We start from the raw sequence: 17,420 nt of genomic DNA, 5'->3' as shown, positions 1-17,420 counted from the left end.
CGGCTCCTCGGGTCGGTCACGGCGCGAGGCCGGCGAGTAGGAGTTGTTTCCAGGACTGGTCGCCGGCGAGCTGGTACTGCCCGCCGGTCGAGCCGAAGGAGAGCGGGCCGCCGGCCGGGCCCAGCGCCAACCCGGTCGCGGGGTCGTAGCCGGCGACCGTGGCGGGGGAGACCGGCGGGGCGTCCCCGGCCGGCTCGCCCGACTCCGGCAGCGCCGGCCCGCCGGGCCGGGGCGGCGCCGGGTCCGTGCCGCCCGGGCGGGGCGCCGCCGCGCTGCCCCGGACGCTGGAACCGCGGGCCGCCTCCGCCGACGTGCAGCGGGTGGACCCGTCGTAGACGCAGGCGGGCGGGTCGGCGACGTTCACCACGAGCCCGAAGTGCACGGTGCCGTCGCCGGGGGTGACGGTGAACGCGCCGTCGACCACCAGCGGGTAGACCACCAGCAGTTGCTCGATGCCGGGCAGCCGCCGGGCCGCCACCCCGTTCACCGCGACCAGGTTGCCGAGCAGGGTGCCGATCGACGGGTCCAGGTCGCGCAGCAGGCCGACCAGTTCGGTGGCGGCGCCCGGTCCGTCGGCGAGGATCCGCCGCAGATCTGGATCGGCCGCCCGGACCGTCTCGGCGAGCCGGGCCAGCCCGTCCGCCCAGCGACGCAGCGCGGCGGCGGACTCCTGCTGGGTACGCAGCACCGTGCGCGCGTCCCGGATCAGCGTCACGGTCTCCGGCAGCCGTACGGTCGCCTCGGCCAGCAGCGCCCCGCTCGCGTCGAGGATCCGGCGCAGTGCCGCCTTGTTGCCCTCGAAGGCGACGCCCAGTTCGTCGATCACCACCGCCAGGTCGTCCGGGTCGATGGAGCGGACCAGCGCGTCCAGATTGGCCAGCAGGGTCTCCGGGGCCAGCGGGGTGCCGGTGCGGTCCCGGGGGATCACCGAACCGTCCCGCAGGTAGGGGCCGGTGTCGCGCTCGGGGCGCAGGTCGACGTACTGCTCACCGACGGCGGAACGGTGCGAGACCACCGCCCGCAGCGCGTCGGGTACCCGCACTCCCTCGTCCAGCCGGAGGGTGACCCGGACCGCCCCGTCGTGCAGGTCGACCGCCTCGACCCGGCCGACCGGGAAACCCCGGTAGCTGACCGACGCGTTCGGGAAGATGCCCCCGGAGTCGGCGAAGTCGGCGTGCACCAGATAACCGTGGCCGAGCAGCCGGTCGCCGAGCCCGACGTAGCGGACCGCGACGTAGCTGATCCCGAGCACGCTGACCAGCAGGAACGCGAGCACCTGGAGTCGGGCGGTACGTCCGATCATCGCAGCAACCCCCCGCCGAGTACGTCGAGCAGCCCGCCGGTCCGCCCGTTCGTCGCCCCGTCGGGCGGCGGCAGCAGGCAGCCGGGGGAGAGGATGGTGCCCAGCGGCAGTTTGGTGCCGGGCGGAAAGATGGTGCCCGGCGGCACCACACCACGGGGTGGCAGCAGCCCGCCCGGCGGCAGCAGCGACCCGGGACGGAGCAGTTCACAGCCGGGCGGCAGCTCGCACTCGGGCAGCAGCGGCGGCAGCCAGTCGATCGGCAGCAGCCCGCCGATCGGCAGGCAGATCGGCGGCAGTACGCCGGGCAGCAGCGGACCGACCCCGCCCGGCCGGTCGTCGCCGCTACCGCCGGGGCGCTGCCCGCCGCCGGTCGCACCCGGGCGGTTGCCGCTGGCGGTGCCACCGGGCCGGGTCCCGCCCTTCGACGGCGGCTTCGCCACCGGCTTGGCCGAGAAGAGGTTCGACAGGATGGTCGCGGCGTCCAGGTCGGCGGTGAGCGACAGGTTGATGTAGTCGCCGACGATCGCCCCGGTGACGTTCGGTGGGAACGGGTACGACAGCATGAAGTCGAGCGACTTCGGCAGCGCGTCGCCGGCCCGGACGAGTTGTTCGAGCGTCGGTTGCAGGGCCCGTACGCTCGCCACCAGGTCCTCCCGGCTCTCGGTGACCACCCGGGCGCCCACCCGACCCAGTTCGCCGAGGGCGGTCACCGCCTCGCTGAGCTGCTCCCGCTGCTCGGCCAGCACCGTCAGGCCGGGGTCGAGCGCGGAGAGCGCGTCACCGATCACGGCCCGCTGCCGGGCCAGCCGATCCGTCAACCGGTCCAGCGCGTCCACCGCGCGGACCAGATCCGCCTTCTGCCGGTCGAGCCCGGTCACGAAGGTGTCCAACTGGCGCAGCGCGTCCCGGACGGCCGGCTCCCGACCCTGCAACGCGGCGGCGAGTTCCTGGTTGATCGTCTTGAGCTGGGCGAGCCCGCCGCCGTTGAGCAGCAGCCCGAGCGCGGCAAGCACCTCCTCGACCTCGGCCGACCGCTTTGTCCGGGCCAGCGGGATCACCGCGTCGTCGGCGAGCTGCCCGGCGGGTGGCTCGGTGACCGGGGCGGCCAACGCGACGTACTTCTCGCCGAGCAGACTGGTCTGCCGGACCGCGGCGGTGGCGTTGCCGGGCAGCGTCACGGTGCGGTCGATGTCGAGCCGGACCAGGGCGGTCCAGCCGCGCAGCGATATCTCCCGCACACTGCCCACGGTCACGTCGTTGACCTTGACGGACGCCTGCGGTACCAGGTCGAGCACGTCGGTGAACTCGGCCGTGACCTGGTACGCCGGCCCGTCCGGTGCCCCGCCGGGCAGCGGCAGGTCGGCCAGGTCCGGGGTGCCGCAGCCGGTCGCCCCGACGGTCGCCGCCAGCAGCGCCGCGACCGCCCGCGTCACCGTCCGCCCGCCCCCGGACCGGGTCGCCGGACGGGTCTCGGGGGAAACCGGCCGGCTCATCGGAGACCTCGCAGGATGCCGCCCAGCGTGCGGTCGAGCGACACCTCCGGCCCCGGCGCTCCCGGTGCGGGTGTGGCCGTACCGTCGCCGGTGGCCGGCGGCTGCGGCGCCGCCGGTGCGGGCTTGCCGGACGGCGGCAGGTTGAGCAGCTTGCGCAGCTCCTCCGGCAGCGGGAGTCGCTTCAGGTTCAGCGTCTCGGCCAGCTCGAAGCAGCGCTTGGGTACCTTCGGCGCCGGCAGCGCGTCGGCCAGCGTGGCGCAGACGTACGCCGCCGGGTCGTACGGGCCGAGCAGGTTGTCCCGGGTGTCCAGGGTGCCGGACCGGGCGTTGTAGGCCAGGTTCAGGTTGGAGAGGGTCAGCGGTGCCACGTCCAGGATCTTGATGAGCGCCTTCTGCTGCCGGACCAGTATGTTCGTCACGTCCGCCAGCGCGTCCACGTTGGATTTCAGGATGGCCCGGTTGTCCCGGACGAACCGGGTGACCTCGCCGAGCGCGGTCGCCAGGTTGCGCAGCGCGGCGGCCAGGTCGCCCCGCTCGGCGGCGAGCTGGGTGGCCACGTCGGCGAGCCGGGAGTTGAACGCCCGCACCTGCTGGTCGCTGCGGGCCAGTGCGGTGGTGAACCGTTGCAGGTTCGCCACCGTGCCGAACAGGTCCTGCCGCCCGTCGGCGAGGGTGTCCAGGGCCTGGGAGAGCCCGTCCAGGGTGTCGTGCAGGTTGTCGCCGTTGCCGGCCAGGTTGGCCCGGGCGGTGCCGAGCAGATCGTCCAGCGCCCCGTCGGCGTTGGCGCCGTCCGGCCCGAGCGCCCGGTTGAACTCGTCGAGTGCCCGGTAGATGTCGTCGATCTCCATCGGCGCCATCGTCCGGTCCACCGGCAGCTCGGCGCCGTCGGGCAGCCGGGCACCGCCGGAGAAGGCCGGGGTGAGCTGGACGTACCTGTCGCTGACCAGGCTCGGCGGCACGATCACCGCCGACGCGTCGGCCGGGATGTCGTGCCGGGCGTCGTAGCGCAGCTCCATCCGGACGGTACGCCCGGCCGGGGAGATCGAGACGACCTCACCGATCCGCACCCCGAGCACCCGTACGTCGGAGCCGGGGTGGATGCCGACCGCCCGGGCGAAGTGCGCGACGAGGCGACGCTGCGGGGTGCCCTGGTGCAGCACCACGAACGCGACTGCGGCGGCTACCACCACGGTCACCCCGGCGGCGAGCAGCGCCCGCCGACGGTTCGGCGGAGCGAGGAACACCGGCCGGCGCATCAGCGACCTCCCGTCGGCACGTACGGCTGGAGCAGTCCGCGAAGATAGGAGTCGAACCACCGGCCGTTGCCCAGCACATTGGTGAACGCGTCGAGGAACGGCCCCATCGTCTGCAACGTCCGCTCCAGGTCGTCGCGGTTGCGTTGCAGGGTGGCCACCACCCCGCGCAACTGGCGCAGCGTCGGCTCCAGCGTGGCGCGGTTGTCGGCGACCAGCCCGGAGAGCTGGGTCGACAGGTCCCGGGTGCCGACCAGCAGCTCGTGGATCGCGTCCCGCCGCCGGTGCACCTCGTCGAGCAGCAGCGTCCCGTCGGCGACCAGCCGGCGGAACTCCTCGTCCCGGTTCGCCAGCACGTCGGTGACGCTCCGGGCCCGCTCCAGCAGCTCGCGCAGCTCGGCGTCCCGGCTGGCGACCGTGCGGGAGAGCCGGGAGAGCCCGTCCAGCGAGGAACGCACGCTGCCCGGCGTGTCGGCGAAGGTCTCCGCGAGGGTGGTGAACGCGGTCGCCAACTGGGCGGTGTCGATCTCGTCGAGCGTGCCGGCCAGCCCGGTGACCGCCTGCATCACGTCGAACGGCGACGCCGTCCGGGAAAGCGGGATCTCCGCGTCCTCGGCCAGCCGGCCCGGCCCGGCCGGAGCCAGTGCCAGATACTTCTGGCCGAGCACCGTCTTGATCCGGATGGTCGCGCCGGTGTCCCGGCCGAGCCGCAGTTCGCCGTCGTCGATCCGGAACCGCACCCGGACGTACGGGGTGGTGCCGTTGCGGGCCAGGTCCACCTCGGTCACCTCGCCGACGCGTACCCCGGCGACCCGCACCTCGTTCCCCTCGGCCAGCCCGCTGGCGTCCCGGAACGCCGCCGCGTACGCCGGGTTGCCGAGTGCTGAGAGGTCGTCCAGCCGGAACGCCGTCAGCAGCAGGCCGGTCAGCACCACCAGCCCGACCGCGCCGACGGCGACGAGATTGCGCTCCCGGAACGGTTTCACCGGGCACCTCCTGATCCGGCGCAGCGGGCGGCCTGGGAACTGAACGTCGCCGGGTTGACGCCCTGCCCGCCGAGCGCCAGCCGGCCGTCGAAGTCGCAGACGAAGAGGTTGAGCCAGGAGCCGTGCGAGGCGACCCGGGTCAGCGCCTCGTACCGGTCGGGCAGCCGGCCGAGGGTGCCGTCGATCACCGCCGCGTTCCGGTTGAGGGTGCCGGCCAGTTCGCCGAGTTCGGTCACGTCGGCGGCGAGCGCCGGCCGGGCATCGGCGAGCAGCGCGGCGGTGCTGCCGGTGAGCTTGCCGAGGTTGACCAGCGCCGCACCGATCGCCTCCCGGTCGCCGGCCAGTCCCGAGACGAACTGCTGCAACGACCGGATCGTCTGGTCGAGCTCGGCGTCCCGGGAGTCGAGGGTGGCGAGCACCGAGTTGAGGTTGGTCACCACCCGTCCGATCACCGCGTCCCGGTCGGCCAGGGTGTTGGTCAGCGAGGCGGTGTGCGCCAGCAGGCTGGAGACGGTGCCGCCCTCGCCCTGTAGCACCTGGATGATCTCGTACGCCAGCTTGTTGACGTCCTCGGGCGTCAGCGCGGTGAACAGCGGCCGGAACCCGTTGAAGAGCGTGGTCAGGTCGAGGGCCGGGGTGGTCTGGCCGAGCGGGATCAGCCCGTCCGGGCGCAGCGGCGGTCCGCCGCCCGGTCCCTCGGCGAGCGCGACGTAGCGCTGGCCGATCAGGTTGCGGTACCGGATCTTCGCCCGCACGGTGGTGCTCAGCGGCACCTCCTCGGTGAGCGTCAGGGTGACCTCGGCGACGCTGTCCTGCACCACCCGGATCCTGTCGACCTGCCCCACCCGGACCCCGGCGATCCGGACGTCGTCCCCGGGCAGCAGTCCGGTGACGTCGGTGAACCGGGCCCGGTAGCTGGTGCCGCCGAAGGAGAACGAACCGAGCGCCTGCCCGAGCACCCCGGTGAGCAGCAGCGTCACCGCGGCGAACGCGACCAGCTTGACCAGCGGTCCGACCGGTACCCGCCTCATCGCGCGTTCACCACCGCTCCGCGCAGCAGCGGACCCCAGAGCAGGACCGCGATGTCGGGTACCTGCACCGGCAGGGTGTCGGTGGCGGCCCCGATGATCGGCTTGAGCAGGTTCTGTTCCTCCTCGGTGCCGGCGGATCCCATCGCCGGTGGGGTGCCGGCGGCCGGGGCGTCACCGGTGCTGGTGGCGGTGCCGGCCGGCGGTTTGCCGACCGGCAGCTTGACCGGGCCGGGGCGGGAACCACCGTGGTCGTAGCCGTCTTCGATCCGCACCTCGGGCGCCGGTGGCGTCGGGTTCGGCAGTTCCCGGCACTGCGGCCCGGTCGAGGCGCCGTACGCCGGGTCGTCCCGGCCGGGCTGGTATGCGCCGTTGTCCCGGGTGACCTCCAGGGTCACGTGCATCCGGCCGTTCCGGAACACCTCCTCGGCGCGCGGCTGCGCCCCCACCAGCCCCTGCATCAGGCACGGATATTCCGGGGCGTACGCGGCCAGCAGCTCCAGCACCGGCCGGCCCAGCTCGCCGAGCCGGATCACCTGGTCACCGTGCCGGTCCAGGAACAGCCGGCCCACGTCGGCGGCGCCGGTGGACTCGGCGAGGAAGGCCGCGAGCTGGGTCCGCTGGTCGGCGACGGTCCGCGCTGTCGGAGTGACGTCCCGGAGGATGGCCAGCAGGTCCGGCAGGGCCGCGTCGTAGGAGTCCAGCACCGCCGCGAGCCGCCGGACGTCCTCGGTGAGCGCCGGCAGCTCTTGGTTGAGTTCGCTGAGGTAGGTGTCGAGGGTCTCCAGGGTCCGGCCGAGCTGCTCGCCGCGACCGTCCAGCGCGGTGGCCAGCGCGGCGAGCGTGCTGGCCAGCTTGTCGGGGTGGATCGACTGGAGCAGCGGCAGCGCCTCGTCGAGTACCCGTTCCAGCTCGACGCCGTTGCGGCTGCGGTCCTGGCTGATCACCGCACCCGCCCGCAGCGGACCGGCGGTGGAGCCGGCCGGGGGGACCAGCGCCACGTACCGCTCGCCGAAGAGGGTCTTCGGCAGCAGCCGGGCGGTGACGTCGGCTGGTATCTGCCCGATCCGGTCCGGGTCGAGCGCGAGCCGCAACCGGGCCTGTGCCCCGTCGCTGTCGACCTCGCGTACCTCGCCGATCGGCACACCGCGCAGCTTCACCTCGGCGCCGGGGTTGAGCTGCATCCCGGTCTGGGCGGTGTGCAGGGTCACCCAGGCGACCGGGGTGAAGACCTTGCGGTACTGCAACACGGCCAGCGACAGCGCCGCGCCGAGCAGCACGACGAAGACGAGACCGAGGACGCGCCGGCCCAGCGGCGACCCGCGATGCTCCATGCTCACCTGTTCACCCCGCGATCCGGACGGTGGTGGTCGCGCCCCAGATGGCCAGCGACAGGAAGAAGTCGACGATGTTGATCGCCACGATGGCGGTACGCACGGCGCGGCCGACCGCCATCCCGACCCCGGCCGGCCCGCCGCTGGCGTGGTAGCCGTAGTGGCAGTGCACCAGCACGACGATCACGCTGAACACCAGCACCTTGCCGAACGACCAGAGCACGTCCACCGGGGGCAGGAAGAGGTGGAAGTAGTAGTCGTAGGTGCCTGCCGACTGTCCGAAGTAGAAGACCGCGATGCCTCTGGTGGCCAGATAGCTGGAGAGCAGGCCGATCACGTACAGCGGGATGACCGCGACGAAGCCGGCGATCATCCGGGTGGTGACCAGGAACGGCAGCGAGGAGACGCCCATCACCTCCAGGGCGTCGACCTCCTCGGAGATCCGCATCGCGCCGAGCTGGGCGGTGAAGCCGGAGCCGACCGTCGCCGACAGCGCCAGCCCGGCGACCAGCGGGGCGATCTCCCGGGTGTTGAAGTAGGCCGAAATGAAGCCGGTGAACGCGCTGCTGCCGAGCTGGTCCAGCGCCTGGTAGCCCTGGAGCCCCACCTCGGTGCCGGTGAAGAAGGTCAGGAAGCAGATCACCCCGACGGTGCCACCGGCGACCGCGAGCGCGCCGCGACCGAAGCTGATCTCGGCGAGCAGCCGCACCACCTCCCGGCGGTAGCGGTGCAGGGCCCGGGGGGTCCAGGCGAACGCCCGCAGGTAGAACGCGAGCTGGCCGCCGAGGTTGTCCAGGGTACGCAGCATCGGCCCTCACATCCCCCGCTGCGGCACGAGCTGGAAGTAGACCGCGGTGATCACGAAGTTCAGCGCGAAGAGCAGCATGAAGGTGAGTACGACGCTCTGGTTGACCGCGTCGCCGACCCCCTTCGGCCCGCCCCGCGCCGTCATCCCGTGGTACGACGCCACCAGCGCGGCCACCGCACCGAACAGCACCGCCTTCACCTCGCCGACGGCCAGGTCGGAGAGTTGCCCCAGCGCCTGGAAACTGGCCAAATACGCTCCCGGGGTGCCGCCCTGCATCACCACGTTGAAGAAGTAGCCGCCGGCCACCCCGACGACGCTGACCAGCCCGTTGAGCAGCGCCGCGACGAGTGCGGCGGCGACGATCCGGGGCGCGACGAGCCGGTGCACCGGGTCGATGCCGAGCACCTCCATCGCGTCCAGCTCCTCGCGGATCTTCCGGGCACCGAGGTCGGCGCAGATCGCCGAGCCGCCCGCCCCGGCGATGATCAGCGCGGTCACGATGGGGCTCGCCTCGCGTACCACGGCCAGTACCGAGGTGGCGCCGGTGAACGACTGGGCGCCGAGCTGGCGTACCAGGGAACCGAGCTGTAGTGCGATCACCGCACCGAACGGGATCGCCACCAGCGCGGCCGGCAGGATCGACACCGAGCTGATGAACCAGGCCTGCTGCACGAACTCGCGGACCTGGAACGGCCGCCGGAACAGCCCGCGCAGCGCGTCGAGGCAGAAGGCGAAGAAGTAGCCGGGGCCGCGCAGCCCGGCCGCCACCCGGGTCGGGCCGCCGGCCTGGCCGGTGCCGGTCGGCGCGCTCATCGCAGCGCCTCGGTCGGCTGCCACACGCTGCCCTGCACGCCCCGGAACGAGCCGGCCGGGGGTGTGACACCGTGCTCCTCGCACCACCGACCCGGCGGCTGCTCGGCGGCGCGGGACCGCCCGTCGGAGGGGGCGAGTTGCAGCGGGATCGGCGGCAGCGGCGGCAGCTCCGCCCCGGCCTCGGCCTCGGCCCGCAGCTCGTCGGAGTCCTTCTCCTCGGCCATCCCGATCGGGCCGATCCGCTGCGCGTTGAGGAACTGCCGGACCACCGGCTCGGTGCTGCTGAGCAACATCTCGCGCGGCCCGAACATGGCCAGGTGACCGTGGTAGATCAGCCCGATGTTGTCCGGCACCGTGCGGGCGGTGTTGATGTCGTGCGTGACGATCAGGAACGTCGCACCGGTCTGCTGGTTGAGGTCGATGATGAGCTGGTTCAGGTACGCGGTGCGGACCGGGTCGAGCCCGGAGTCCGGCTCGTCGAAGAGGATGATCTGCGGGTCCAGCACCAGCGCCCGGGCCAGCCCGGCCCGCTTGCGCATGCCGCCGGAGATCTCGCCCGGCAGCTTCCGCTCCGCGCCGAGCAGCCCGACCATCTCCAGCTTCTCGTGCACCACCGCCCGGATCTGCGACTCCGACTTGCGGGTGTGCTCGCGCAGCGGAAAGGCGACGTTGTCGTAGATGTTCATCGAGCCGAACAGCGCGCCGTCCTGGAACAGCACGCCGAAGAGCTTGCGGACCTCGCAGAGGGCGCGTTCGGAGAGCCGGGGGAGGTCCTGACCCTCGATCCAGATCGCCCCACGGTCCGGCTTCAGCAGCCCGACCAGCGTCTTGAGGAAGACCGACTTGCCGGTGCCGGAGGGGCCGAGCAGCACCGAGATCTCGCCCGCCGGCAGGGTCAGACTGACGTCGGACCAGACCGGTTGCCCGCCGAAGGACTTCGTCAGCCCCTCGACCCGTACCTCGACGCCCATCCGCACACCCGCCCGCCGCAGCTTCCGGTGGACCGTCCGTCCACCGCCGTCTCTGGTGGACATCGTCCGGGCCGCGCCGCGCGTAACAGCGATGGCCGGTAATTCTTCGACCACTTTCCGTGGGTACGCCGGTGAGCCGCCGGCGCGACGTCCGAGAACCGCACCCCGCCGGTGGTGCTATCCGGCGGCTCCCGCTACGGTGCGGTTAACCCGCCGGTAACTCCAGGCGTGGTGCCGGACGAAGGTGTGGGCCCGACGAAGGTGCGACCGCATACATGACCGCAGCACCCGAGACAGAACTTGTCGCGCGCGCGGCTCGACGCGACCCCGAGGCGACGGCGGCACTGCTCACCGAGGTCCGTCCCGGCCTGGTCCGGTACTGCCGGGCCCGGCTCGGCCGGATCGGCGGCGCGTACGCCACCGCCGACGACGTGGCCCAGGAGGTCTGCCTGGCGGTGCTCCGGGCGCTGCCCCGCTACCGGGACCAGGGCAGGCCGTTCTCCGCGTTCCTCTACACCATCGCCGCGCACAAGGTCGCCGACGCGCAGCGGGCCGCCATCCGCGACTCGGCCATCACCACCGGCGGTCCGCTGCCGGACGAGCCGGACGCCGAACCCGGCCCGGAACAGCGGGCCGTCGCCACCGACCTCGCCCGCCGGCTCTCCGCGCTGCTGGCCCGGCTGCCCGAGGTGCACCGGGAGATCGTCCTGCTCCGGGTGGCGGTCGGCCTCACCGCCGATGAGGTCGGTCTGATCGTGGGAATGTCGGCCGCCGCCGTCCGGGTGACCCAGTCCCGCGCCCTGGCCCGGCTCCGCGCGCTGGCCGGCACCGCCCTGGACGAGGTCGCCGCATGAGTACGCTACGAAGCGGTGCAGAGCGAGACGACGGTACGGACGAGCGCGGCGGCGCCGTGCCGGGGCGGGATGGGACGTTGACCGGCCGGGACGGCGAGTCTGGATGGAGTGCCGAGCGGGCAGCGGCGCGCCGGTCCTCGGCCCAGCCGCACCAGCCCACCGACCCGGACCTCGACCTTCACCTCCATCCGTCGGCCGGTCCCGATCCGATGGCCGATCCCGATTCGTCGGCCGATCCCGATCTGACGGCCGATCCCGATCCGGCGGTGGTCGCGGCGGACGACCTGCTGCTCGACACGTGGGGACGGGGAGCGTCGGCGGTCGGCGACGACCCGCTGGCCGGGCTGCTCACCGCCTGGCGCGCGGAACTCGACGCCGATCTGCCGGCGTTCGACCTCGACACCGCGTTCGCCCTGACCACGCCTCAGCCGGCCGGACAGGGTCCGGACGGCATCCGCCCGCCCCGTACCGCAGTCCCGGTCCGCCGACCCGGTCCCGGTGCTTCGGCGAGCCGGCCGCCGGCCGGACGTCGCCCCGGTGCCGGTCCGGCCGGCTCCGCGCGGGAAGCCGCCGTGCGACCGGGGCCGTCCCGCCCACCGGTGCGCCCCGGCCCGCTCGTCCGCCGACTCGTGCTGTCCAGCGTGGTCGGTGTCGTCGTGACCGCCCTGCTCGGGCTCGGCGTCAACCACGCGGGGCCGACCAGCCCGCTCTGGCCGGTCGCGTCGGCGGTCTATCCGGACCGGTCCGCGGTCCGCGCCGCCGAGCACACCATCCAACTCGCCCGGGAGGCGGTGGCGGAGCGCCGCTACGCCGAGGCGCGCGCGGAACTGGACCGCGCGGCCGTGCAGGTGACCGAGATCCGCGACTCGGCGGAGGCCGGGCGGCTGCGTACCGAGATCGAGCGGGTCCGGCTCGGACTGCCCGGATCGGCGGACCGGTCCGAGGCGCCCAGCGGCGAGGGTTCGACTCCGGTCCGACCGGTGCCACCGACACCGGGTGCGGGGCGTACCCCGGCTCCGGCGCGTACCCCTGGCGATGCGGCACCGCCGACGGTGCGGTCCGGTCCGGCGCAGCCGCCACCGGCGAGCCCGTCGCGCCGGGAGGTACTGCCGCTGCCGGTACCCCTGCTGCCGTCGCTGCTGCCGTCCGGGCTGCCGCTGCTGCCCAGCGGCGGCTGCGTGCTGCTCTGCCCACCCGACTGACCCGGCCCCCGGGGTGACCACGCCCTGCCCGGACAAGCTCGCCGAGCCGCCACTCGCGGCACAAGGGATCGATGGCCGGCGGTAGTCTGACGGACAGTGGCGGGATCGCCGCCCGACGCATCCGACCGACCTAGCCCGGAGGATGACGATGGACCAGGCAACGTCGCTGCCCTCGGCGGCCCGGCCCGGCATCCGATGGTTGCTGGCCGCGCTCCTGCTCGCGGTGGCGGCCGGCGCCCTGCTGCTGTTCCTGCCGGTCACAACCGTCCTGGAGGCCACCCGCGACGAGGGTCCGACCAGTGCCGGCGTGGCCGCCCCGATGATGGTGGTTCGCGAGGTGCGGCAGCCCCTCGTGCAGGCGCAGGGGTGGGGCGTGGCGCTGCTGTTGCTGGTCCCGGTGCTGCTCTGCGCGATGCCGCTGCTCGGCACCGGGGCCGCCCGGCTACCGGTGACGGTCGCCGCCGTGGTGCTGCTCGGGCTGGGTGTCCTGGTGAGCCTCGCCTCGCTCGGGCTCTTCTACCTGCCCAGCCTGGTGTTGCTGGTGGTCGCCGCCGTACGGATGTCCGCCGGGACCGGCAGGCCGACGAGCTGAGGCGGTGCTGCGGGGCTCAGCCGGCGCGCTCTTCGACGCAGAAGACGTTGCCCTCGGTGTCGGCAAGTACGACGTACCGGAGGCGGGTCCCCGGTGGCTCCGGGCCATCGTCGGTGGGGTAGTACGGCCAGTCGACCGGCCGTGCGCCGAGCGTGACGAGTCGGTCGACCTCCTCGTCCAGGTCGCGATCGTCGACCTGGAGGTCGAGGTGGATTCGGGGAAACCGTTCGGCGGGGCTCTCGCTGACGTCCATCGCGATGGCGCTGCCGGAGACGCCGGGCGGAGGCGCGAGGACGATCCAGTCGTCACCCTCGTATCGCGGCGGGCGGCGTACGTAGCCGAGGGCCTGCCGCCAGAACTCCCCGGCGCGCTTGTCGTCGATCACCCCCAGCGAGATCTGGCTGATCCTCGTCATGCCGGGGAGCCTAACCGGAACAGCAGTGTGGCGCGGCGGCCGATGGCCGCCGCGCCACAGGGACGGTGCTCCGGTGTTCGGGTCAGTCCGCGCCTCCGGACACCGGCGGCACCGTACCCCACCCCACACCCAGGGTCAGCCGGTCGAGCAGCTCGCGGTTGGTGTGGTGTTGTTGCCGTTCTTGTAGAGCGTGATACCGAAGTTGTTGCCGTTGCCGTTCGGGCGCGCCGTGAGGGTGCCGCTGGTGCCGCTGATCGAGGCGTTCCAGCTGTTCTGCAGGCTCTGGCCGCTACTCGTGTTAATGGTGACGACCCAGTTGCTGGCACCGCTGACCGAGAAGGTCGTGTTGAACCGGTCGCTCCAGTCCTCGGCCCGGCTCACGCTGACCGTGCAGCCGCCGCTACCGGGCGGCGGAGTGGTCGGGTTGGGGTTCGGGTTGCCCCCGCCGCCTTCCCGGACGGTGATGTCGGAGCTTCCCTGGCTCTGGTAGCCCTCGGTGGCCATGACCTGGTAGGCCCAGCTGGTGCCGAGGTTCAGGCCGGCGCGGGCCCAGGCGTCCATGTGGTTGCCGAAGGTGATCGTGCCACTGCTGCGCTTCTGCTGCCGGACGCTCCAGAACTGGTAGAACGTGGCGGTGCCGTCGATCGACGGCTGGTTGACCCGCTGGCTGCGGAGGATGTCGTAGGTGCCACCATCGGTGGTTACCGTGCCCATCCGGGTGGCGCCGCTGCTCGGGTTGTAGCTGCCGAAGTTCTCCACGACGTAGTACTCGATGAGCGGGTTCCGCGTCCATCCGTACAGGGCGAGGTAGGTGTTGTTGTTGCCCGGGTTGTAGGTGCCCGAGTAGCTGACCGTCCGCCGGCTACCGCTGGACCAGCCCTTGCCGCCGACCCAGTTGTTGGTGCTCCTGCTCCACGAGCTGGAGTACCGGCCGTTCTCGCGCAGCACCATGCAGGCGTCGCCACTGTCCTTCCAGAACGAGAAGTAGAACCCGTTGTGCGTGCCGGTGCTGTTCGAGCAGACCTGCCGGTCGGCCTCGGCGTGCGCGCTGGGGGCCAGCGCCGTGCCGCTGACCGCCAGCGCCACGGCGCAGGCGGCACCGAAGAGCAGCCGGATGCGGCGCTTTCTCGGTCTGGTGGGGGCGTGGTGCGTGTCGTTCATCTAGCTGCTTCCTCCTCGTGGTGGCTGGCGGGGGCCAGCGGCGCGGTACGACCCGGCAGGGTTGTCAGCCCCCGGCAACGGGCACCGGGTGCCAGCGTCGTACGGCGCGGTGGTGGTGGGCCGGTCGTCGCGCGGTCGACAACCGGAGGAGCGGAACGTGGTGGTAAGCCATCGACAGTGGTGAAGGTCTGCCGATGGCGACAGTATTGGTCGGGTTCCGGTCACATGTCAACGCTTCCCGGAAATATTGCGGAAACCCTCGGCTGGTAGCGATTCGCTCCGAGGTTGTTTCAGCAGGTCAGTGTGTCGGCTGACCGGTCGGGACAGCGGCTCGTCGGCCGGAATGACAATCGGGTACCCGAGATCCGGAGGGGCGTGACCGAAAGTTACGGAGAACTTCCGGACCATGTCGAGGTCGGACGGGGGCGGGAGCGGGCTCGGGGAGGAACTCGCGGGTGGCGGCCCGGCCGCCACCCGCGAGTGCTGGTCAGCTCTGGACGACGTGCGCGGTCAGCCCCAGTTCTGCGGGGCCTGCTGCCGGGTGGTGACGTTGATCCGGTTGAAGAAGTTGGTGGTGGCGATCCAGAGCACGAGAGCCGCCAGCTCCCGCTCGTTGAAGTGCTTGGCTGCCTCGTCCCAGATCTCGTCCGGCACGGCGTCGGCCCGGTCGGCCATCCGGGTGGCCGCCTCGGCGAGGGCCAGCGCCGCACGCTCGGCGTCGGTGAAGTACGGCGTCTCCCGCCAGACCGCCACCGCGAAGAGCCGTTCGTCGGTCTCGCCGTTCTTCTTCGCGGCCCGGGCGCCGCTGTCCACGCACGGGCCGCACCCGTTGATCTGGCTGGCCCGCAGGTGTACGAGCTCCAGCGTCGACGCCGGCAGGCCGACCGAGTGGCTCTCCTTGTAGAGCAGGTTGACCGCCTTGACCGCCTCCGGCAGGAGCGCGGCGGGGTTGTTGATCCGTGCCTGCATGACTGTCTCCCTTACGATCTTGATGCTGGCCGGTGCCGCTGTCACACCGGCCCGTTCTGGTCCGTCGCTGTGTTGACGAACCCGGGGAGCGAGCCGTGACAAACGTGGCATGGCTCACAATGCGGGCAAGGAACGGCGAAGTGAGGGCTCTACGTGACTGACAAGGACCTGCTGGCCGAACGGTTCGAGGCGAACCGGCCGCAGTTGCGCGCCGTGGCGTACCGGATGCTCGGGTCGTCGGCCGAGGCGGACGACGCGGTCCAGGAGGCGTGGCTGCGGCTGAGCCGGACCGACACCACCGGAGTCGACAACCTCGGCGCCTGGCTGACCACCGTGGTCGGTCGGATCTGCCTGGACATGCTCCGGTCCCGTGGCTCCCGCCGCGAGGACCCGCTGGACGCCCGTACCGTCGAACCGGTCGCCACCTCCGAGCAGGCCGACCCGGAGCGGGAGGCGATGCTGGCCGACTCGGTCGGCCTGGCGCTGCTGGTCGTGCTGGAAACCCTCACCCCCGCCGAACGGCTCGCCTTCGTCCTGCACGACCTGTTCGCGGTCTCCTACGACGAGATCGCCCCGATCGTCGGGCGCAGCCCCGCCGCGTCCCGGCAGCTCGCCAGCCGGGCCCGCCGGCGGGTCCAGGCGGATGCCGCCACCCCGGAGGCGGACCTGCCGCGCCAGCGGGAGATCGTCGACGCCTTCCTCACCGCCGCGCGCGGCGGCGAGGTCAGCACCCTGCTCACCCTGCTCGACCCGGACGTGGTCATGCGGGCCGACAGCGCCGCCGCCCGGCTGGGCGGTCCCGCGGAACTGCGCGGCGCGCAGAACGTCGCCGGCTTCTTCGCCGGCCGGGCCGATGCCGCGCGGACGGCCGTCGTCGACGGCGCTCCGGGCGCCGTGGTGGTGCTGCGGGGCAAGATCCGGTTCGCCCTCAGCTTCATCGTCCGCGACGGCCGGATCATCGGCATCGACGTGGTCGCCGACTCGGAGCAGTTGCGCGCACTGGACATCACGACGACCGGCGTCGAGTTCGGCGGATCTGACCGGTAACTCACGCCGGTTCAGCACCGGTTGCTCTGCGAGCGTGGCGGAGGGCGCCGGCTGGCGGCCCGGCGGGACCGCACCGGAGCGGGCCCGCCGGAGCCGGACTCAGTTCCCCACGCCAGCCGGACTCAGTTCCCCACGCCGAGGCTGGACATGAACGCGGGCGGGTACCGGTCGCCGCGCGCCGCGCCCAGCGGCACCGCCTTGTCGATCTCGGCGAGGTCGTCCGCGCTGAGGCTCAGCTCCATCGCGGGCAGCGCCTCGGCCAGCCGCTCGCGGGTACGGGCGCCGGCCAGCGGCACGATGTCTCCGCCCTGTGCGGCCACCCAGGCAATGGCCAACTGGGCGACGGTGCAGCCCATCGGCCCGGCGATCCGCCGCAGCGCCTCGACCAGGGCGAGGTTGTGTTCCACGTTTCCGCTGGAGAACCGCGGGCTGAAGCCGCGCAGGTCGCCGGGACCGGCGACGTGGCCGGGACTCCAGTGCCCGGAGATGAGGCCGCGGCCGAGGACGCCGTACGCGGTCAGGCCGATGCCCAGCTCCCGCAGCGTCGGCAGGATCTCCGCCTCCACCGCGCGGGACAGCAGCGAGTACTCGATCTGGAGGTCGGCGATCGGGTGCACGGCGTGCGCCCGGCGGATCGTCGCGGCGTCCACCTCGGAGAGTCCGACGTACCGCACGTAACCGGCGTCGATCATCTCCTTGATCGCGCCGACCGTCTCCTCGATCGGCACCGCCGGGTCCAGCCGGGCCGGGCGGTAGATGTCGACGTGGTCCGTGCCCAGCCGGGTCAGCGAGTAGGCCAGGAAGTTCTTCACCGCCTCGGGCCGGTTGTCCGGCCCGCCGAACGCATGGCCCGGGCCCCGCAACTGGCCGAACTTGACGCTCAGCCGGTAGCTGTCCCGGTCCCGGCCGCGCAGCGCCTCGGCGAGCAGCAACTCGTTGTGGCCCATGGCGTAGAAGTCGCCGGTGTCGATCAACGTGACGCCCGCCTCCAGCGCGGCGTGCACCGTGGCGATGCTCTCCGCGCGGTCTGCCGGACCGTACGCCCCGCCCGACATGCCCATCGCACCCAGGCCCAGCGCGGAAACGGCGGGTCCGGTACTGCCCAGGGTTCGTGTCTGCATCGCGTTCTCCTTCGTCGTCGATGTCCTCACCCACCCTGCGCCCGGAGCCGGCCGCGCGGGAGCGGAGCGT

At 72.7% G+C, this 17,420-nt stretch carries 17 protein-coding genes; 4 read left to right on the top strand and 13 right to left on the bottom strand.

What is annotated here, in order from left to right:
- Positions 1-16 precede the first annotated feature (16 nt).
- Genes ACSMXO_RS23760 through ACSMXO_RS23720 form a run of 9 tightly spaced genes read right to left on the bottom strand, consistent with a single transcriptional unit; the run spans position 17 to position 10,052 of the window.
- The gene (locus ACSMXO_RS23760; RefSeq protein ID WP_455413819.1) at positions 17-1,303 is read right to left on the bottom strand and encodes an MCE family protein; all 1,287 of its coding nucleotides are present in this window, start codon (positions 1,301-1,303) and stop codon (positions 17-19) included.
- A complete protein-coding gene (locus ACSMXO_RS23755; RefSeq protein ID WP_455413818.1) occupies positions 1,300-2,796 on the bottom strand; it encodes an MCE family protein in 1,497 nt (498 codons plus the stop codon). The genes ACSMXO_RS23760 and ACSMXO_RS23755 overlap by 4 nt, the downstream gene beginning before the upstream one ends.
- Positions 2,793-4,052: an MCE family protein gene (locus ACSMXO_RS23750; protein ID WP_455413817.1), complete on the bottom strand. Its 1,260-nt coding sequence runs from the start codon at positions 4,050-4,052 to the stop codon at positions 2,793-2,795. The genes ACSMXO_RS23755 and ACSMXO_RS23750 overlap by 4 nt, the downstream gene beginning before the upstream one ends.
- Positions 4,052-5,035: an MCE family protein gene (locus tag ACSMXO_RS23745; protein ID WP_346256414.1), complete on the bottom strand. Its 984-nt coding sequence runs from the start codon at positions 5,033-5,035 to the stop codon at positions 4,052-4,054. The genes ACSMXO_RS23750 and ACSMXO_RS23745 overlap by 1 nt, the downstream gene beginning before the upstream one ends.
- Positions 5,032-6,066, bottom strand: coding sequence for an MCE family protein (locus tag ACSMXO_RS23740; RefSeq protein ID WP_455413816.1), 1,035 nt, complete (start codon positions 6,064-6,066; stop codon positions 5,032-5,034). The genes ACSMXO_RS23745 and ACSMXO_RS23740 overlap by 4 nt, the downstream gene beginning before the upstream one ends.
- Positions 6,063-7,397 (bottom strand): MCE family protein, encoded by a 1,335-nt coding sequence (locus ACSMXO_RS23735; protein WP_455419295.1) that lies wholly within the window; start codon positions 7,395-7,397, stop codon positions 6,063-6,065. Before ACSMXO_RS23735 ends, ACSMXO_RS23740 begins: the two co-directional genes overlap by 4 nt.
- Before the next feature lie 10 nt (positions 7,398-7,407).
- Positions 7,408-8,205, bottom strand: coding sequence for an MlaE family ABC transporter permease (locus ACSMXO_RS23730; RefSeq protein WP_346256416.1), 798 nt, complete (start codon positions 8,203-8,205; stop codon positions 7,408-7,410).
- A gap of 6 nt (positions 8,206-8,211) precedes the next feature.
- Positions 8,212-9,018: an MlaE family ABC transporter permease gene (locus ACSMXO_RS23725; RefSeq protein WP_455413815.1), complete on the bottom strand. Its 807-nt coding sequence runs from the start codon at positions 9,016-9,018 to the stop codon at positions 8,212-8,214.
- Complete coding sequence (locus ACSMXO_RS23720) at positions 9,015-10,052, bottom strand: ABC transporter ATP-binding protein (RefSeq protein ID WP_455413814.1); 1,038 nt, start codon at positions 10,050-10,052, stop codon at positions 9,015-9,017. The genes ACSMXO_RS23725 and ACSMXO_RS23720 overlap by 4 nt, the downstream gene beginning before the upstream one ends.
- A gap of 212 nt (positions 10,053-10,264) precedes the next feature.
- On the opposite strand from ACSMXO_RS23720, the gene shbA reads away from it, so the two are divergent.
- The 3 genes from shbA to ACSMXO_RS23705 all read left to right on the top strand — a co-directional run bounded on the left by shbA (position 10,265) and on the right by ACSMXO_RS23705 (position 12,637).
- The gene (shbA, locus tag ACSMXO_RS23715) at positions 10,265-10,843 is read left to right on the top strand and encodes an RNA polymerase sigma factor ShbA (protein ID WP_455413813.1); all 579 of its coding nucleotides are present in this window, start codon (positions 10,265-10,267) and stop codon (positions 10,841-10,843) included.
- Entirely contained in the window at positions 10,840-12,045 is a 1,206-nt protein-coding gene (locus ACSMXO_RS23710) for a hypothetical protein (RefSeq protein ID WP_455413812.1), read from the top strand. Before shbA ends, ACSMXO_RS23710 begins: the two co-directional genes overlap by 4 nt.
- A gap of 148 nt (positions 12,046-12,193) precedes the next feature.
- Complete coding sequence (locus ACSMXO_RS23705) at positions 12,194-12,637, top strand: hypothetical protein (RefSeq protein WP_455413811.1); 444 nt, start codon at positions 12,194-12,196, stop codon at positions 12,635-12,637.
- Between the two features lie 16 nt (positions 12,638-12,653).
- Here ACSMXO_RS23705 and ACSMXO_RS23700 read toward each other — a convergent pair whose 3' ends face one another.
- The 3 genes from ACSMXO_RS23700 to ACSMXO_RS23690 form a co-directional block, all read right to left on the bottom strand.
- Positions 12,654-13,052 (bottom strand): VOC family protein, encoded by a 399-nt coding sequence (locus ACSMXO_RS23700; RefSeq protein ID WP_455413810.1) that lies wholly within the window; start codon positions 13,050-13,052, stop codon positions 12,654-12,656.
- Positions 13,053-13,187: 135 nt separating this feature from the next.
- Positions 13,188-14,213 carry a glycoside hydrolase family 11 protein gene (locus ACSMXO_RS23695; protein WP_346256423.1) on the bottom strand — a complete coding sequence of 342 codons (1,026 nt, stop codon included), beginning with the start codon at positions 14,211-14,213 and terminating at the stop codon, positions 13,188-13,190.
- A gap of 510 nt (positions 14,214-14,723) precedes the next feature.
- Positions 14,724-15,182 (bottom strand): carboxymuconolactone decarboxylase family protein, encoded by a 459-nt coding sequence (locus ACSMXO_RS23690; RefSeq protein WP_346256424.1) that lies wholly within the window; start codon positions 15,180-15,182, stop codon positions 14,724-14,726.
- Between the two features lie 153 nt (positions 15,183-15,335).
- Here ACSMXO_RS23690 and ACSMXO_RS23685 point away from each other — a divergent pair, with 153 nt between their 5' ends.
- Entirely contained in the window at positions 15,336-16,229 is an 894-nt protein-coding gene (locus ACSMXO_RS23685) for a sigma-70 family RNA polymerase sigma factor (RefSeq protein WP_455413809.1), read from the top strand.
- A 122-nt stretch (positions 16,230-16,351) separates the two neighbouring features.
- On the opposite strand, the gene ACSMXO_RS23680 is transcribed toward ACSMXO_RS23685, so the two are convergent.
- Complete coding sequence (locus ACSMXO_RS23680; protein WP_455413808.1) at positions 16,352-17,350, bottom strand: aldo/keto reductase; 999 nt, start codon at positions 17,348-17,350, stop codon at positions 16,352-16,354.
- Between the last annotated feature and the right edge of the window lie 70 nt (positions 17,351-17,420).

This window comes from Plantactinospora sp. DSM 117369 (genome assembly GCF_053764795.1).
This window is presented reverse-complemented; position numbering and strand designations above follow the sequence as displayed.

Bases quoted from the DNA above. Each gene is read 5' to 3' on its own strand.
- ACSMXO_RS23700 (WP_455413810.1), bottom strand. From the start codon at position 13,052: ATGACGAGGATCAGCCAGATCTCGCTGGGGGTGATCGACGACAAGCGC.
- ACSMXO_RS23690 (WP_346256424.1), bottom strand. From the start codon at position 15,182: ATGCAGGCACGGATCAACAACCCCGCCGCGCTCCTGCCGGAGGCGGTC.
- ACSMXO_RS23740 (WP_455413816.1), bottom strand. From the start codon at position 6,066: ATGAGGCGGGTACCGGTCGGACCGCTGGTCAAGCTGGTCGCGTTCGCC.
- shbA (WP_455413813.1), top strand. From the start codon at position 10,265: ATGACCGCAGCACCCGAGACAGAACTTGTCGCGCGCGCGGCTCGACGC.
- ACSMXO_RS23680 (WP_455413808.1), bottom strand. From the start codon at position 17,350: ATGCAGACACGAACCCTGGGCAGTACCGGACCCGCCGTTTCCGCGCTG.
- ACSMXO_RS23750 (WP_455413817.1), bottom strand. From the start codon at position 4,052: ATGCGCCGGCCGGTGTTCCTCGCTCCGCCGAACCGTCGGCGGGCGCTG.
- ACSMXO_RS23725 (WP_455413815.1), bottom strand. From the start codon at position 9,018: ATGAGCGCGCCGACCGGCACCGGCCAGGCCGGCGGCCCGACCCGGGTG.
- ACSMXO_RS23720 (WP_455413814.1), bottom strand. From the start codon at position 10,052: ATGTCCACCAGAGACGGCGGTGGACGGACGGTCCACCGGAAGCTGCGG.
- ACSMXO_RS23755 (WP_455413818.1), bottom strand. From the start codon at position 2,796: ATGAGCCGGCCGGTTTCCCCCGAGACCCGTCCGGCGACCCGGTCCGGG.
- ACSMXO_RS23705 (WP_455413811.1), top strand. From the start codon at position 12,194: ATGGACCAGGCAACGTCGCTGCCCTCGGCGGCCCGGCCCGGCATCCGA.
- ACSMXO_RS23735 (WP_455419295.1), bottom strand. From the start codon at position 7,397: ATGGAGCATCGCGGGTCGCCGCTGGGCCGGCGCGTCCTCGGTCTCGTC.
- ACSMXO_RS23760 (WP_455413819.1), bottom strand. From the start codon at position 1,303: ATGATCGGACGTACCGCCCGACTCCAGGTGCTCGCGTTCCTGCTGGTC.
- ACSMXO_RS23710 (WP_455413812.1), top strand. From the start codon at position 10,840: ATGAGTACGCTACGAAGCGGTGCAGAGCGAGACGACGGTACGGACGAG.
- ACSMXO_RS23695 (WP_346256423.1), bottom strand. From the start codon at position 14,213: ATGAACGACACGCACCACGCCCCCACCAGACCGAGAAAGCGCCGCATC.
- ACSMXO_RS23730 (WP_346256416.1), bottom strand. From the start codon at position 8,205: ATGCTGCGTACCCTGGACAACCTCGGCGGCCAGCTCGCGTTCTACCTG.